We start from the raw sequence: 16695 nt of genomic DNA on the forward strand, positions 1-16695 counted from the left end.
GCCGATGTCCCTGCCCGCCAGTCGCCGAACCTTCCTCGCCGCCGTCAGCCTGGGCGCGGTGTCGGCCGCCATCGCCCCGGTGGCCCGCGCACAGGTCATGCCGACCGCCGCCGCCCCGTTCACACCGCCGGCCACGGGTCTGCGGTTGGACCCGCGCGAGTTCGGCGCCAAGGCGGACGGCGCGACCAAGGACACCCACGCCCTTCAGCGGGCGCTTGACCGGTGCGCGGTTTTGGGCGGCGGCGAAGTCGTCCTGGCGGGCGGCGTTTTCGTGACGGGCGCCATCAGGATCGGCTCCAACACCACATTGCGGATCGAGGAGAATGCGGTCCTCCAGGGATCGGCCGACATCGCCGACTATCCGATCATGCAGGTGCGCTGGGAGGGTCGCTGGGTGCCCGGCTATATCGGACTGGTCTGGGCGCAGGAGGCCAGGAACGTCGGCATTGCAGGCAAGGGCAAGATACTGGCCTCGAAAGCCATCAAGCGCCGGATCGAGGAATCGACGGGCTATCGCCACCCCTGCCTGCTGGAATTCGTCGATGTGAGCCGGCTCAGCGTCACCGAGGTCTTCACCGAACAGAACGACATGTGGTCGATCCATCCCGTCTATTGCGAGGACGTCGTTTTCCGCAACGTGACCGTCCATGGCGGCGCCGACGGCATCGACGTGGACTCGTGCCGTCGGGTGGCCATCGACCACTGCGATTTCGACACGGTCGACGACTGCATCTCTCTGAAATCCGGCCGCGGCATGGAGGGCAACCTGATCGCGCGCCCGACCGAGGACGTGACCATAACCGACTGCGTCTTCCGCGATCACCACTGGGCCTGCATCGGCATCGGCAGCGAGACATCTGCGGGCATCAGACGCGTGCTGGTCGAGCGCTGCCAGTGTCTGAAGGCGCGCACGTTCGCGATCTATTTGAAGACCCGGCCCGGCCGGGGCGCCTTCATCGAGGACATCGTCATGCGTGACATCGAGGTGTCGGGCGCGGGTTACGGCTTCCTGCGCCTGAACTTCCTCGACAGCGGCAAGCAGGACCAGTTCCCGGTGCCCGGTCTGGACGGCATACCGACCGTGCGCAACTTCGTCTTCGAGCGCATTCGCGTGACGGAGGCGCCGATCCTGGTCGAGGCGGTCAACATCCACCCCGACAAGCCACTCGACGGCTTTGTCCTACGTGACATCACCGGCAGCGCCGGGCGCGGGATCACCCTGGCGAACATGACCAACGTCACGATCGAGAACGTCGACGTCAACGTCTTCAGCGGGCCGAAACTGGCCATCGACAATGTCACGGGTCGCGGCCTGGACGGCGCCGCACGCCTGATTCCGCCCGAGACGCCGCCGCCCGTCGTAGCCGGCGAACCCTATCGGCTGGGCATGACGACCGGAAGGCCGAACTAACCGCTTCACCCATCGATCAGGCGGCGCAGATCGCCGGTCGGGCTCACGAGAGGAAATGTCCCGATGCGCACCCGCGCCGCCCTGATGGCCTCGGCCGCCCTGTTCGTCTCAGCCCCGGCGATCGCCCAGACGCCCTCCGCCCCCGTTGCCGATGACGGCCGGCTTTTCCACGCGCCGCTCGACGCCGACTTCACCGCGGATAGAGCCGATGGCGAGCCGCGCCCGCTGTTTGCGGACAATGTCGACATCGTCCCTGACGGCGCGCAAGGGCCGGCGATGCACGCCGCCGACAACCAGGTCCTGGCCTGGAGCGCGCCCGGCAACCTCTACGCCCAGCGTGGTTCGGTGTCCTTCTTCTGGCGCTCGCACCAGCCGATCGGAGAGCGTCAGTTCGTCATCTTCCGCGTCGGCTACCCCGACCACACCAGCTGGGACATGACCTTCCTGCGGCTGGACTGGAACGGCCACGGCTTCGACGCCTTCGTCACCGACGCCAACCTGGCGCGGGTTCGGGTGTCGTTCGACGCGCCGGCGCCGGCCCCCGACGCCTGGACCCATTTCGCCGTCGCCTGGGACGAGACCCGGGGCCTGACGCTGCATGTCGACGGCAAGCCGGCGGCGAAACGCGAAACGACAGCCGTCCTGGACAACGGCCTGTTCGCGTTCGGCCCGCACAGCCGCATCATCAGCGGCTACCAGGTTCAGAGCGCCTATGATTACCAGCGCGGCGGGGACGTGGACGAGGTCTCGACCTTCGACCACATGCTGGACGACGCCGAGGCGGCGACCCTGGCCCGCCATCAGGCTCTCACCGGCGCGGGCGCACCGGTCCGCGACCTGACCCAGGCCAGATGGCGCGACGAATGGAACCTGCGCTACGGCTTCAACCGGCCGAAGGATCCGCCGCCCTATCTGGACGCGGAATCCACCCGCATCAGCGTGGTGCGGCCGACCGAGGCGCGTGACCTGAAGCAACGCTTCTGGAAGGGCGACGACGGCCTGCGCGAGACGACGTGGCCGGGCGTTTACAACCGTTCGCGTCTGCCGGGCCGCCACGACTATTTCGTCCTGCCCGACTGGAACGTCTATGAGGTCGGCGGCAAGGCCCTGACGGTCTCCCTGCCCGACCGTCCCTGGAACCGCATAGAAATCCAGGGGGCGGCGGACGGCGCGCTGACCCGGATCGACGCCTCGGGGGAAACCCGCATCGGGTCGAGGCCGCAAGGCCAGGAGCGGACCACTCTGCAACTGGCCCAGTCCGCCTCGGGCGGAGCGGTTCGCTTCGACAATCGCGTGCAGGAGACGCCGATCCGCGAGATCGGCTTCTATGATGTCCAGCCCGGCGAGGCGCCGCAGGGATCCGGCAGCCTGGAGTATGTCGTCCGCCCATCAGCCGCGCCGGCCTACAAGACGCTGGACGAGCTGAACGCCTATATCGCCGGCCGCTTCATGGCCGACGAGCGAACGACCGTCGTCGCCCTGCCCGCGGGCGCGCCCCAGACGCCCAAGGCCGCACCTGCGGCCGGACGCGCCATGCCCCTGGTCCACGTCCTGATCCCCGCCGACTTCCGCGCGGTGGAGCCCGGCGGCCCGACCGCGCGCTTCGACTATGGCTGGGGCAATCTGCGCGACGGCCTGGACGGGCTGGAACTGCGGATACCTGCGCTGGACGCCACGGCGACCCACGGCGGCCTGATCCCGCTGAATATTCGCGTCAAGGATCCGATCTGGCCCGACCGCGACATGCTGGACGTCAACGTTTCGGTGAAGCCGGGCGAAGCACGAACCGTATGGCTGGACCTCCGCGACCGGATGCTGCCGAACGATCGCAGCCTGTATCTGCAGCTCGCCTCCGCCAGCCCGGATTTCGACGGGGCGTCGCTGGACGGCATGACGATCCGCCTGGCGTTCAAGCCGCGCGAGCAGGCCCTGGTCGAACACGTCGCCGACCGCCTGGAAGCCGCCGAGGGCAATCTGGCCAACTTCGTCGAGGAACAGCCGAACAACCGGCTGCTGCCCGTCTATGAGCGGTTCGACCGCGACATGACCGATCTGCTGCGTGTCGATCCCGACAACCTATCCGCACGCATCTACTGGAACGAGCAGAACACCGAACAACCCTATCCCGCCTTCACCCAGACCCCGGCGCCGTCCGGCGTGCCCCTTTGGGCGCATCGCCAGATCGAAGATCTGAAGCAGGTCGAGTATTTCGTGAACTGGTGGATCGACCACCGCCAGATCGACAACGGCGAGTTCGGCGGCGGCCTGTCCGACGACTCCGACTTGCTGAACCAGTGGCCGCCGCTGGCGCTCATGGGCTCGAACCCCGACAAGATCCGCGCCAGCCAGGCGGCGGCGATGGAGGCCATCTACCGCTCGGGCATGATCACCGACGGACTGAACACCATTCGCGCCGACGAGCTCCACTCCTATGAGGAGGGGATCAACGCGATTTCCCAGTACGCCATGCTGAACTGGGGCAGCCCGAGGGCCATCGAGCGGCTGATGGCGACTGCGCGTCGCTACGACTTCCTGACGCAGGTCAATCCGGCCGGGCACCGCCACTTCGCCTCCAACTCCTTCTCGCACGACGTTCTGTCCCGCGAGGGACCGTGGCAGCGGCAGAAGGGTAACAACTTCCTGATGTTCCACCCCGGCATACTGCTGGTGCAGTGGAACGGCGCCCCGCAGGTCCGCGACACCATCCTGCAGACGCTGGACGGCTTCCTGGCCCACGCCCGTCCCGATCCCGACGGCGAAGGCGTGGACCTGCCCCCCCAGATCGACTGGCCCAGCGATTCGACCATTGACGCCTCGACAGGCGCGGGCGGCGCGGGCCTGGCGGGATCGACCTCGTCCTTCCTGGCGGCATGGCGCTGGACCGGAGACGACAAATACCTGCAGCCGCTTCTGCCGGGCGGTCTGTCCAGCATGGCGGGCCTCGGCCCCGACATGCTGACCGCCCTGAACCGCCAGGAGGCGTGGGGACCGTCCATGATCGAGCGTGCTCGTGCGGCCGGCGGTTTCAGCCGCGCCGCCGTCGGCGGCCGCCTGGCCACGCCATTGGCCATGTCCCGCTTCGGCGCCTGGCAGGTCACCGGCGACAAGTCGTTCCTCGAGGCCCTCTACGCCGACGAGATTCAATCCGCCGCCCAGCGGATGGAGATCATGACGAAGGGCGAACTTTGGACGGACCGGGTCCAGGTTCCCAGCGAGATGCTGCAACGCTCCCGTCTGGGCGGCGTCGCCGCCCGCCGCGGCCAGACCTATCCGGGCAATGTCGTCTCCTGGAGGTTCGGCGGCGACGACGGCGCGGACAGCGTGGCGATCCTGACGCCCTTCGCCACGCGGGCGGGCTTCAAGATGATCGTCTTCAACGTCGAGGATCATCCGGTCCAGGCCACCCTGACCGGCGCCGACATCACCCCCGGCCAGTGGCGGGTGACCGAGGGTGTCGATGCGGACGGCGACGACAAGGCCGACGCGCCCCTGGCGCACGCCCTGACTTTCGAACCCGGCGCGGACGTGCCGCTGACCCTCGCGCCGAAACAGACGACGGTGCTGGAGTTCACCCTGACCCAGGCCGGTCAGCCCATGTCCAGCCGCCCCGACGTGGGCGTGGATCCCGAGGACGTGATCGTGCAGGGCCGCACAGCCCGCGTCACCGTGCACAGCCTGGGCGGCGTCGACGCCCCTGCCGGCCAGGTGGTGATCGAGACGGCCGACGGCCGCGAGCTGGTGCGGGCGGCCTTCCCCGCCCTGCCTGGACCGACCGACCTGCTGCCGAAGACGACGACGGTCAGCCTGCGCCTGCCAACCGGGACGACCGCCTCCGGCCTTCGCGCTCGTCTGGTGCTGGACGGCGACCCTGCGGAGATCAGCCGCAGCAACAACACGGTGGTCCTGCCATGACCGCTGGCCTCAGCCGCCGCGCCGTTCTGGGCGGCGTGGCCCTGACCGGCGTCGCCGCGACCTCCCAGGCCGACGCCCCGACCTTGGCCCCGCAGACCCTGTCGGGCACGCCAGACAGCCCGGTCGAAATCCCGGCCCCGGCCGAACCGGCAGGCTTGCTCTCGAATACGGTGATCGAGGTGTGGCCGCGCGGCCGCGTTCCCGGCGCGGACGGCGTCAGCGTGCGGCGCCGGGTGCTCGAGCGGGGCTCGCCGCAGGCTCATGATCGCGCGGTCATGCATGTGACCCAGCCGATCCTCGAGGTTTTTCGTCCCGAACGTCCCAACGGCGCGGCGATCATCCTGTTGCCCGGCGGCGGCTATGTCCGCCTGGCGGTGGACAAGGAGGGCGCAGGCGGCGCACGTCGGCTCGTCCGGTCGGGCGTGACCGCCATCGTGTTGAACTATCGCCTGCCCGGAGACGGCTGGGCCGCCGCCTATGACGCGCCGCTTCAGGACGTGCAACGCGCCGTGCGCCTGGTGCGAAGCCGCGCCGCCGAATGGGGTCTGGACCCCGCCCGCATCGGCGTCATGGGCTTTTCCGCCGGCGGCCATCTCGCCGCCGCCTGCCTGACCCGCCACGATGACCAGACCTATGACGCCCTGGACGCCCACGACGCCGTCTCGGCCCGGCCCGACATCGTCGTATTGGGCTATGCGGTGATGAGCGTCCGACCTCGGCCAGGCATGCCGTCCGATGCGGCCTGGGGCCGGCCGCTGAACGAACGCGTCCGGACCGGCCTGGCGCCCACCTTCATCCTGCATGCCGCCGATGATCGCACCGTGCCGGTAGCCAATAGCCTGGCGATGTTCCAGGCCCTCAAGGCGGCCGACGTCCCGACGGAGATGCACATCTACCAACACGCCGGCCACGGCTTCGGCTTCAGCCTGCCCTCCGACCAGCCCGCCTCGCGCTGGCCGGACGCCTTTGAAGCCTGGGCCGCGCAATATGGCTTCGACCCAAGGCCGATCTGATCCGCCGCCTGCCCCGACGCCGTGGCGCAACCGATCAGTCGCCTGGATAGGCCACCTCCAGCCCGCGCAGCACCACCGATCCGCTGAATCGCGAGGCGGTCCAGTAGAAGCCCGCGCCGCCGAAACGATTGGGTTCGATCGTTCCCGTCAGGTTCAGGACTTCCCCGTCCGTCGTGTTCGACCCGGTGACGACGACGCGGTCGTGCCGGACCAAAATCCGCAGGGTCGTCGTGGGCTTCAACACCCCCGTCAGTTGCTGCTCGCCCATCGGCGTCCCGCGACCGTCCGCGATCCTGTAAAGTTGGAACGCCACGGCCGTGGCCGAGCGGGTGGTGCGCCAGAAGCGCAGCGCATAGCCATTGCGCGTCGCCGGATCGTATTTGAACAGGATGTCGGCGCGCGGCCGACCATCGTCCTCCGGCGAGCCCGGAATGGAGAAGCCCTGCCCCTCCAGCTTGTCGGTATCCAGTTCGACCGTGACGTCCATGTCGCCCGCGACAGGATGTCCGCCGTAAAGAAGCGTGCTGTCCTCGGCGCCGACGCGCAGCCCCCAACGATCGCCATCGGGCAGCGGCGCCTCGCTGGACCACAGTCCCGTCAACCGCCAGTCGCCCTCCCATCGGTCAGCCGCCGCGCTGTCCGGCTGGCTGCGGACATCCAACGTCGCTGAATGATCCGCCGCAGCCGGGGCCGCAGGCGCGTTCATGACGCCGGTTCGGCGGGCCGGACCGGGCAGGCTGAGATCGTGCCGGGGCTCGATGGTCGCCATGACCGGGCGTCCGGCCAGGGCGGCGGTGACGGCGAGGGCCTTCAGGGGTTCGTCGCCCCTGGACACGGCGATCCGCTCAGGCCGATCACAGGCTGTGTCGTCGCAGACGAACCAGGTGACGAGAGACCGGTCCGCCCGGCCCTCCGGCAGGTGAAGGTCATAGGCGATGCGCAGCGCGCCGTTCCCCGACTGAAGCGTCGGCTCCCCCTTCAGCGCCGGCGCCGGCCGGTAGGCGGGATCGACCGTCACATAGGCGGTGCTGCTGAAACCGTTGTCGGCCTTGGCCTCAACCGCCACGACCGCCGGCTGTTCGGTGGCGTTGGCTGCGGTGACGACGATCCGGTCGCCCTCCGTCGCACTGAGACGCACAAGAGGCGAACTGGCGCTCCACCGGATTCGTTGCGTCGATCCGGACGGCAGCGCCGTCGCCGCGATCTCGACAGGCGCCTCCGCGGTGCGAATGCGCGGTGCGGCGTTGGTCAGGGCGATGCGGAAAGGTTGAGCGCCCACCGCTTCGTAACGGCCGCGCACGCCGGCCGGATCCCAGCCGTCATCCACGCCGTCCGCCGTCCAGCGCAGCAGGTTCCAGGGGTTGAAGGCCTGGCTTTCCTGATCGGTCAGCTCGCGCGAGATCGTTCGCTTCGGCTCGCCGACGATGCTGTCGATGATGTCCGCCGGTCGGCCGCCTTCCGTCCTTGTTCGATAGGTCAGCGACGGCTCGCCCACATGGTCGGGCGCTCGCCACCCGAACCAGGCGACGGGGCCATCGGGCAGGGTCGATTCGATCAGCGACACGGGCGCGACGGGCACCTTGTAGAACTGCATCGGCCGGGTCGCGCGGAATCGGGTGCGGATGAACGTCGTGCCGCCGGCGAACAGGATGCCGCCGCCCTCGATGAAGTTGATCTCCGAGTCTTCCCAGACGCTGCGCCCCGGCGCGCCCAGGTAATCGTCAGTCCCCTCCAGATAGGAATGGGTGAAGTAGGACCGCTTGGTCCGGTTAAACATCGTGTCGAGACGGCTGAGGAAGGCCACATGGGAATAGACGTGGCGGTCCCCGCTCATCTGGATCGCCACCGCCTGGGTGATGACGTCGGATCGCTTTTTCAGGCTCTTGGACGGATCGCCCGGATAGTCGTAGTCCAGATTGCAATAGTTCAGGATCGTCAGGTTCACGGCCGAGAAGCCGTCTGCATCGACGATCATGGAAAAGCCGTTGTTCGCCGCCCCCTGCCTGTTGCCGCGATTGTCGGCCAGAACCACGTCGCGCCGGTCCCGCGTCAGCCCCATCAGGGTGATGTAGGGCTTGGTGATCACCAGACCCGGCTCGGTCTCGGAGCCGCGCAGTTGATACACGTTCGGCAGGATGCCGATGACCGTGGGGCGTTCTGGGGTTCCCGCCGGGGCGGCGGCGTAGGCGGCTTGGAGCGTTCGATAGCGTCTGGCGTCGGGATCATCCGGGCGGGAGGCGTCCACCAGGATGTCGTATCGTTCCGCCGTCGTGTCGAAAATCACGCCGGTGTAGCCCCGAACCTCGCCTAAGCCCGTCAGCGTATCCTGAGCCGTCGCGGCCTGGGCCGAGACGAGCAGCGCGCCGATGGCGCAGGCGGTCATGGCTGTTTTTATCATTGGTCCACCTCCCTGAATGACACCGGTATCACATCGAACCGAGCCATGCATCGTCGGTGTTAGCGCAGGACCACCGGCACGCCGTCCGACCCGCGACAGTCGATCAGCCAGCGAGAAATGCGGTCCGCGATCTCGGCGCTGTTTCGTTCCAGCATGACCATGTGGCCGTTGCCATGAAGCCCCCAGTCCTGCAGCCGCACGAAGTTGGTGCGGACGCCGGCCTGGGCCAGATAGGCGGCGGTGCAGTGGTCATAGCCCGCGTGGTAGGACGCCTCGGCCGTCAGGACCAGAACCGGAAACTTCGAGAGGTTCGACAATCGACGCGCCGGCTCGGCCTGTCGCCAGCAGCCGGCCAGCTCCGGATCGTTCGACGCGACCCATTGGCGCGCCAAAGCCGCGCCTTTCGCCAGCGGCGGGTCATAGGTCAGGGGCGTGGTGGTCAAGCCGTAGGCCCGCGCCACCCGGTCAGGCGAGCCGTCGCCCCAGGGCGCCGGGGCGCTGGCGAAGGGGGGTCCGCTGGGCTCGATCGCGACGATCCCCCGCACCAGGTGAGGCCGAAGTTCGCCGATGCCCCAGCCGAAGGCGCCGGCCTGGGAATGGGTAACGATCACCGCCGGACCGATCCGGTCCAGCAAGGCGGCGCCCGCACGCGCCACCAGACCGGCCGACAGCCCGCCCGCTGCATATTCGACCTGGGAGGCGAAGAACTGGTCGAAGGCCGGATCGCCCGCCCGCCCGTCGCCGGGCCACTGGTCGTGCCGTCGCGCTTGAGGCCAGCCATAGGCCTGACCTGGCTCGGGCGCGAACGTTTCGCTCGCCGTGAACCGCTGCTCCAGCACCTCGGGCCCCTGCCGCGACGGCGGACCATAGGCGTCCAGGTCGTAGCCGGATGCGCCCCGCCCGGGCTGATCCATCAGATAGACGACGAAGCCTTGACGCACGAAGTGCGTCGCCCAACCCTCGCGCCCGTCCGGGGTCGCCAGGAAGTTCGTGATCGTCTGCCCCTGCCCCGGAATGAAGACGAGCGGCGTCCGGTAAACCGGTCGGTCCGGCGCCAGGCGCATCACATGGGCCTGTCCCGTCATCCGCGCGCCGTCGGTCCCATAGGCCCCGCCGACGAAGAAGACGTCCACCTTGCCAAGGCCTTGGTCGGTATGGACGCATCCGGCCAGAGCCGCCGCGCCCGCCAGGCACGCAAGAACTTGACGGAAAAGCGTTAGGACCATGCGTCTCCCCTACCCAAGCGCCTCGATCAGTTCGCCCATGTGGCGGATGTAGACGCCGGTCGAAATGCCCTCCTGCGGGAAGTCGGAGATATAGGGCGAGGTGTCCGAGGCGTCGCCGACGCGCGTGATCCGAAACTCGCCCAGGGCCACCGTAGCGGTGGAATCGGCCACATAGGGATTGCTGGTCGACGCCAGGATGGACGGCCAATAGCCCTGGGCGTTCAAACCCGCGACCAGTTCGTCGATCCGCGACGTCGTCGGGCTTTCCGGCCGGGCGATAAGGCCGCCGCTGTTCAGGTCCGAAACACGGAATGCGCGGGTCGTATAGTATTTCGGCAGGGGCACGGTTCCAGGCCGCGCCAGCAGGGCCGAGCCGGCCCTGACATCCTCTGGCGCGCGAGCCGCCAGTTCGGCGCAACGCGTCCGCAGCCCCGCCGTGTCAATGGCGCGGAACCCGCCGGTGTGGACAACGATATCGTCCGCCTTTTTCGTCACATAGTATTCGCCGTTGACCGCGTTCGAGCCGCGCCGGTGAATGAACAGCGGATCGTTTGTGCCGATCTCCACATAGGTGGAATGCGAACGGCCGTCGCGACGTTGATCCTGCGGCAGGGCGACGGCCTCCAGCCAGTCCATGGCCTCGGGCACGCGAGCCAGATACTTCCGATCCCCGGTCAGGACGTAGAAGTCCATCATCTGTTCAAGGTTGCCGGCCGTCGCATGGGTGGCCAGCGCGCGCGGCTCATAGGTGCGGGCGCCGGCAGGCTTCAAGTCGTCGACCGTGTATTGCATCGCCCAGCCGGGCTGAGGCGCCGGTTGCTGGGTGGCGATGAAACAGTCCATGGCCCGGTGGATCGGATCGATAAGGCGCGCCTCGCCCAGGGTCTGATAGCAGAAGGTCAGGAACTTGATGTTCTCGGCCGAAACGTCGTCGTTGAAGGTGATGTAGCCGGTATAGTCCGGCCGTCCGTGCAGACCGCCGTCCGGCACGCGCGGATAGCGCTGGGGCCAGCCGCCGACCGGATACTGGCTCTCGAGGACAAAGGCGATCGCCTTGTCCAGCGGGCCCCGGTAGCGACGATCCTTCTTCTCCCAATAGACCCGCAGCATGAAGGTCGCGGCGTCCGACGTCGTCACGTCGTCGAAGGTGGCGTTCGGATAGTGGTGCTGGAATTCCTCCAGTCGCCAGGCGTTCTTGCCGATGGTGTCGTACCAACGCTGCAGCGACGCCTCGCCCGCCGTGTCGATGACGTAGTTCCAACCCCCCGACGGCAGTTGGCCCCGCGCTAAGGCGTCGGCGACGCGGGTGGCGGCCAAATAATAGTCCTCGTCGCCTGTCGCATGATAGGCGTCCAGGAACAGGTGTCCCATGGTCGCGGTGCCGGGCGGCTGGACCCAGATCATGGTCGGATAGGCTTCCAGCTCGCCCCAGCGGCGCGAGAGATCGGGCGTATAGGCCCAGACATAGCCGTCGCCGACCGCCACGCTGTCGGTCATGAACCGGGTGGCGCGCTTCATCGTCTGGAGAATCGCCGAGCGGTCTGCGGCCGATGCGCCGCTCGGCAGGCCCAGCGCCACGCCGACCGCCGCCCCGGCGATCAGGACGCCGCGCCGCGATATTTCCGTTGTCCGCATGTCCGTCTCTCCGTCTGAAGTCTTGCTGAGCAGCGCTCAATCGACCGGTGTCGCCGGGCCGGCCAGAAGGGCGTGCGCCTTGTCCTGATCGAGCATTCCGTCCCATTTGGCCACCGCCACCGTGGCCACGGCGTTGCCGATCAGATTGGTCACGGCGCGCGCCTCGTTCAGGAAGCGATCGACGCCTAAAAGCAGCACCAGGCCGACTACCGGCACGTGGCCGATCACCGACAGCGTCGCCGCCAAGGTCACGAACCCCGCGCCCGCCACCCCCGCCGAGCCCTTGGACGTCAGCAACAGGACCCCAAGGATCAACAGTTGATCCGCCACGCTCAACGACGTGTTGGTGGCCTGGGCTACGAAGATCGCCCCCATGGTCAGATAGATTGCCGTCCCGTCGGCGTTGAAGGTGTACCCCGCCGGCAGGACCAGGCCGACCACCGTCTTTTCGCACCCCAGGGCTTCCAGCTTCTGCATCATCCGGGGCAGGACCGCCTCGGTGGAACAGGTGGCGAAGACGACCAGAATCTCGTCACGGAAATACAGAAGGAATCGATGTGGCGGCAGACCGACCCACCACAGCACCCCGCCCAGCACCACGACCACGAAAATCGCCGTGGTCACATACAGCGCCACGATCAGCCGCCCGAGCGACCACAGGCTGTCCAGACCATAGGCCCCCACCGTAAAGGCGATCCCGGCCGCCGCGCCCAAGGGCGCCAGCCGCATGATCATGGCGACGATGCGGAACAGCACCTCCATGACGCGGTCGAAACCATCCAGCAGCGGCTCGGCCCGCGTGCCCATCTGGGTCAGCGCCACGCCGACCAGCAGAGCCAGCAGAATCACCTGCAGCATATGTCCCTCGACGAAGGCGCCGAGGAAGGCGTTGGGGATGATGTCGAGCAGGAAGCCGGTCACGCTCTCGGCCTTGGCGGCGCTGGTGTAGGGGGCGATCGAGCCGGCGTCGAGCGCGGCGATGTCGACGTTCATCCCCGCGCCCGGCCGCAGCACATTGACCACCACCAGGCCGATGAGCAGCGCCAACGTCGAGACGACCTCGAAATAGATCAAGGCGCGCGCGCCGATGCGGCCGACTTCCTTCAGACTGCCCATCCGGGCGATGCCCAGGGCCACGGTGCCGAAGATTACCGGGGCCAGCATCATGCGGATCAGCTTGATGAAGCCGTCCGCGAGCGGCTTCATCGCGGCTCCGATGTCGGGCGCCAGGGCGCCCAGCACCACCCCCAGCGCCATGCCGATCAGCACCTGCGCATACAGGGGCCGCAGCCAACGCCAGGGACGGGCGCCCGTCACTCGATCAGCTCGCGCATCACGGCGTAAAGGGCCGACTTCGCCTCGAAGCCCACGCCCGGAATATCCGGCAGGCCGACGTAGCCGTCCTGAACCGCCACGCCGTCGGCGAAACCGCCGAACGGCTGGAAGACGTCGGGATAGGATTCATTGCCGCCCAGGTGAAGGCCGGCGGCGATGTTCAGCGACATCTGGTGCCCCCCGTGCGGCACGATCCGCCGCGATGACCAGCCCTCTTCGGCCAGGACGCCCAGCGTGCGCATATATTCGACAAGGCCGTAGGACAGGGCGCAGTCGAACTGAAGGATATCGCGTTCCGGCCGCATGCCGCCGTAACGCAACAGATTGCGCGCGTCCTGGTGCGAGAACAGGTTCTCGCCCGTCGCCATCGGCAAATCGTAGTGGTTCGCCAGTTCGGCCTGCAAGGCGTAATCGAGCGGGTCTCCAGCTTCCTCGTACCAGAACAGGCCATAGGGCTTCAGCGCTTCGGCGTAGGCGACCGCCGTATCCCGATCGAACCGACCGTTCGCATCGACCGCGAGGCGATCGCCTCGGCCGACCACCTCCAGCACCGCCTCGATCCGGGACAGGTCCTCGTCCAGAGACGCGCCGCCGATCTTCATCTTCACCACCTGATAGCCGCGATCTAGATAGCCCTGCATCTCGGCCTTCAGCTGGGAATGATCCTTGCCCGGATAATAGTAGCCGCCCGCCGCGTACACCCATACCTTTTCGTCGGCGGCGCCGCCGCGATACCGGTCGGCCAGGAGGCGATACAGCGGAACGCCTGCGATCTTGGCCGTCGCATCCCAGATCGCCATGTCCAGAGTGCCGACGGCGACCGACCGTTCGCCGTGCCCGCCCGGCTTCTCGTTCGTCATCAGCGTTTTCCAGATGGCGAACGGATCCAGGTTGTCCAGGCTGGGGTCCAACAGGGTTTCGGGGTTCGCTTCCAGGACACGCGGAATGAACCGATCGCGCATCAGGGCACCCTGTCCATACCGCCCATTCGAGTTGAACCCGAAACCGACGACGGGCTTGCCGTCGCGAATGACGTCGGTGACCACGCCGACCACCGAACAGGTCATCTTGGAAAAGTCGATGTAGGCGTTTGCGATGGGTGAGGCGATGGAGGCCGTCATCTCCCGTATATCAATGATACGCATATGTCTTCCAGTTGCCTCCAAAACACCGTCGATCCGGCTCGTGCCCGCTGCGTTCGTCATGCTGGTCGCGCATGAACTCGGGCAACGGCTCCCGCCTCACAAAAAGACGCGAAGACCGAGGCGATCTTCGCGTCTGGCGCAGTTGGGAGAAACGCGCCGTGAGGAGGGATTTTCAGGGCGATCAAGCCCCGAAGGCCGATCCCATAGGGAGCGGCCGAGTCCAGGACGTCGTGTGCTAGATAACGCCGTCCGAGGTCTCTCCCCTAGTTACCCCTGGGGAAACACTCGAAGCCAATGCCGTTTTCGCCCTCCCTCATGCACACAGAGCATGATAGATCATGGACGCGCACATCGGCATGCGCTGTCGCTCAACCGCTCAACCCATGGGATCACGATGGAACTGATCTGGCTCGAGGACTTCCTCGCCTTGGTGGAGACCGGCAACTTCTCGCGCGCTGCTCAGACTCGCAACGTTACTCAGCCCGCCTTCAGCCGACGCATCCGGGCTCTGGAGGACCACCTCGGTCTTTCGCTTTTTGATCGGACTTCGGCAGGCGCCGTCGCGACGCCCGCCGGATTGGTGCTCCGGCAGGGCGCAGAAGACATCGTGCGGCGGCTTCAACAGGTCACGAACGAGGTGCGTCGCGCCGGACGAAGCGAAGATCACACCCTGCTCTTTGCAGCGACCCACGCGCTCTCCTTCACCTTCTTCCCCGCCTGGGTGAGAGAACTGGAGCGGGCGGCTCCGCTGGGTCCGCTGCAGTTGGTTTCCGACAGCATGCAGGGATGCGAAACCCTAATGCGTCAGGGTGACGTTCACTTCCTTCTTTGCCACGCCCATGACGCCGCGCCAGGCCATTTCTCCCAGCCCCACTTCTCCGTGAAGGTCGTCGGGTCCGACAGGCTAGAGCCCGTCTGCGCGCCGAACGCAGACGGAGGGCCGCTCTGGACGCTCGGGGCCGAAGACTGCGACGACATCCCGTATCTGGCCTACAGTCCGCAGTCGGGCCTTGGCCGGATACTTGACGCCACCGTTCTTGCCCGTAGGGCGGCATGTCGGTTGAAGCCTGGGGTCACGTCTCACTTGGCAGCCACCCTGTTGTCGCTCGCGCGTGACGGACGCGGCATGACATGGCTTCCACGGACCGTCGCGGCGGACGACTTGGCTGCAGGACGGCTTGTGCCGTGCGCAGACCCCGACTGGGGGGTGACGGTGGATATTGTGGTCGCCCGTTCAAACGCGACCCAAAGCACCGCCGCCGAAAAGTTCTGGTCCCTGACGGGGGCGGTCCGGTAGGGCGGAAACAGTCCCTATCAGCGTAAGACCCGCGTCGATGCCCATTTCGACATTCTTCCGTTTTTTCAAAAACGCCCGGTCACGTTAGAATTTGTTTTCCTGCATTTCAGGGGTTTTTACTTAGCGCCCTATCGATCGCTTCCCTGTGGCCGCCCGGATTCGGCCTCGGAAGAGGGTCGCCGACCCCGGCCATGCCGCGAGATGCTTACACCCCGAGGGGCGCGTCCAGCCTCGGATCAGCTCAAGTCCCGCCGCTGCGATCCTGAATGCGCCTGCCGGGCGGTAGGCCATCAAAGCAGACTGCTATTCTTGCGAGATGCGGTGAAGCTGCGATAACAGTGTGTCGTTATTTCCTCCAAATCCTATCCGTTCGGCCGCCAACTTGAGGGACTCTCATGGCCTCGCGGACGCATTGGTCACCGCGCAGCCTGTGGTCCGGGCCCGAACCTCAGAAGTCGAAGTCGATCTGGTCGGGATGAACCTTCAGTCGATGGCGTCCGGCCGACCGTTTGGCCGTGACGCCATTTGGACCCCGACCACGTCTGTTGTCGGTCGGCGCTGCCCGCCGGGATCACCAGAGCTTGCGTCGGCGGCGACGGCGACGGCGACCGAGCGGTGTTGATCAATCGGGGCTCCCTCGGAGGACGCCGGGACAGCTTGGCCCGTCCGGCACGCGCCGCCTCCGCCTGGGCCTGAGCCTGGGCCTTCGCCCGCTCCGCCTTCCAGGCGTTGAGTTCACTCTCCCACCAGCCGACCCGACCCGGCGACACCTGCAGCGGAAGCGGAAAGGCGCCGCGTTGCTGAAGCCGCCAAGCCGTCGTTCGGCTGAGGCCGATGATGTCCCTGACGCACCGCCAGGGAAGCAACCGGTCCTTCGGCCCGCCCGGGCCCTCCTCCTTGCCCGCATCAGCCATGGCCCGGCTTCGGGCTGCCGGAGGGGCGCCAGTTCTAACGTCAGAAATCTGGGCCTTCGCCCACTGGCGAAGCAGCGCCCTCGGATAATAGGGTTGGGCGCGGACATGGCGGCACGGACGGCCCTGGTGACCCGTCGACCAGAGCCGCGCCAGGGTCGCAGGCTTCAGCCGGATGCCGAACTGGGCGAGAAAGGCCGAGGCCTCCTGGCGGGTCAATAGATCGCCCTCGCCGTCCCCGCCGTCGCCCTCGACATCTACGCGGATCACCGCGCCCTCCCCGGCGTCCGGCACGCGGTGGCGGACAGGGGCCGCCGCCCCGCGGTCAATGCCAGATAACATTCAATGACGGTGTCAACATAATGTTCTGTCTCCGTAATCCGGGGAACACGTCCCAGCCTTTCCACGCGCG

At 67.2% G+C, this 16695-nt stretch carries 10 protein-coding genes; 4 read left to right on the forward strand and 6 right to left on the reverse strand.

Annotation, left to right across the window (positions count from 1 at the left end; translation table 11 throughout):
- The first annotated feature begins 4 nt into the window (after positions 1 to 4).
- The 3 genes from ACODSC_RS06485 to ACODSC_RS06495 all read left to right on the forward strand — a co-directional run bounded on the left by ACODSC_RS06485 (position 5) and on the right by ACODSC_RS06495 (position 6336).
- Entirely contained in the window at positions 5 to 1411 is a 1407-nt protein-coding gene (locus ACODSC_RS06485; protein ID WP_488812896.1) for a glycoside hydrolase family 28 protein, read from the forward strand.
- A 63-nt stretch (positions 1412 to 1474) separates the two neighbouring features.
- Complete coding sequence (locus ACODSC_RS06490; RefSeq protein ID WP_488812898.1) at positions 1475 to 5323, forward strand: LamG-like jellyroll fold domain-containing protein; 3849 nt, start codon at positions 1475 to 1477, stop codon at positions 5321 to 5323.
- Positions 5320 to 6336, forward strand: coding sequence for an alpha/beta hydrolase (locus ACODSC_RS06495; protein WP_488812900.1), 1017 nt, complete (start codon positions 5320 to 5322; stop codon positions 6334 to 6336). The genes ACODSC_RS06490 and ACODSC_RS06495 overlap by 4 nt, the downstream gene beginning before the upstream one ends.
- Before the next feature lie 34 nt (positions 6337 to 6370).
- On the opposite strand, the gene ACODSC_RS06500 is transcribed toward ACODSC_RS06495, so the two are convergent.
- From ACODSC_RS06500 to ACODSC_RS06520, 5 genes are all read right to left on the reverse strand, one after another.
- Complete coding sequence (locus ACODSC_RS06500) at positions 6371 to 8719, reverse strand: pectinesterase (protein ID WP_488812902.1); 2349 nt, start codon at positions 8717 to 8719, stop codon at positions 6371 to 6373.
- Between the two features lie 74 nt (positions 8720 to 8793).
- Complete coding sequence (locus ACODSC_RS06505) at positions 8794 to 9960, reverse strand: alpha/beta hydrolase (RefSeq protein ID WP_488812904.1); 1167 nt, start codon at positions 9958 to 9960, stop codon at positions 8794 to 8796.
- Positions 9961 to 9969: 9 nt separating this feature from the next.
- Positions 9970 to 11595: a pectate lyase gene (locus ACODSC_RS06510; protein WP_488812906.1), complete on the reverse strand. Its 1626-nt coding sequence runs from the start codon at positions 11593 to 11595 to the stop codon at positions 9970 to 9972.
- A gap of 36 nt (positions 11596 to 11631) precedes the next feature.
- Positions 11632 to 12912 carry a C4-dicarboxylate transporter DctA gene (gene dctA, locus ACODSC_RS06515; protein ID WP_488812908.1) on the reverse strand — a complete coding sequence of 427 codons (1281 nt, stop codon included), beginning with the start codon at positions 12910 to 12912 and terminating at the stop codon, positions 11632 to 11634.
- Positions 12909 to 14075, reverse strand: coding sequence for a mandelate racemase/muconate lactonizing enzyme family protein (locus ACODSC_RS06520; protein WP_488812910.1), 1167 nt, complete (start codon positions 14073 to 14075; stop codon positions 12909 to 12911). The genes dctA and ACODSC_RS06520 overlap by 4 nt, the downstream gene beginning before the upstream one ends.
- 394 nt (positions 14076 to 14469) lie before the next feature.
- Between ACODSC_RS06520 and ACODSC_RS06525 the strand changes: the two genes are divergently transcribed.
- The gene (locus tag ACODSC_RS06525; protein WP_488812912.1) at positions 14470 to 15372 is read left to right on the forward strand and encodes a LysR family transcriptional regulator; all 903 of its coding nucleotides are present in this window, start codon (positions 14470 to 14472) and stop codon (positions 15370 to 15372) included.
- Between the two features lie 416 nt (positions 15373 to 15788).
- Here the strand turns inward: ACODSC_RS06525 and ACODSC_RS06530 are convergent, their stop codons facing one another.
- Positions 15789 to 16625, reverse strand: coding sequence for a helix-turn-helix transcriptional regulator (locus ACODSC_RS06530; protein ID WP_488812914.1), 837 nt, complete (start codon positions 16623 to 16625; stop codon positions 15789 to 15791).
- Between the last annotated feature and the right edge of the window lie 70 nt (positions 16626 to 16695).

The organism is Brevundimonas sp. FG128, from assembly GCF_057809775.1.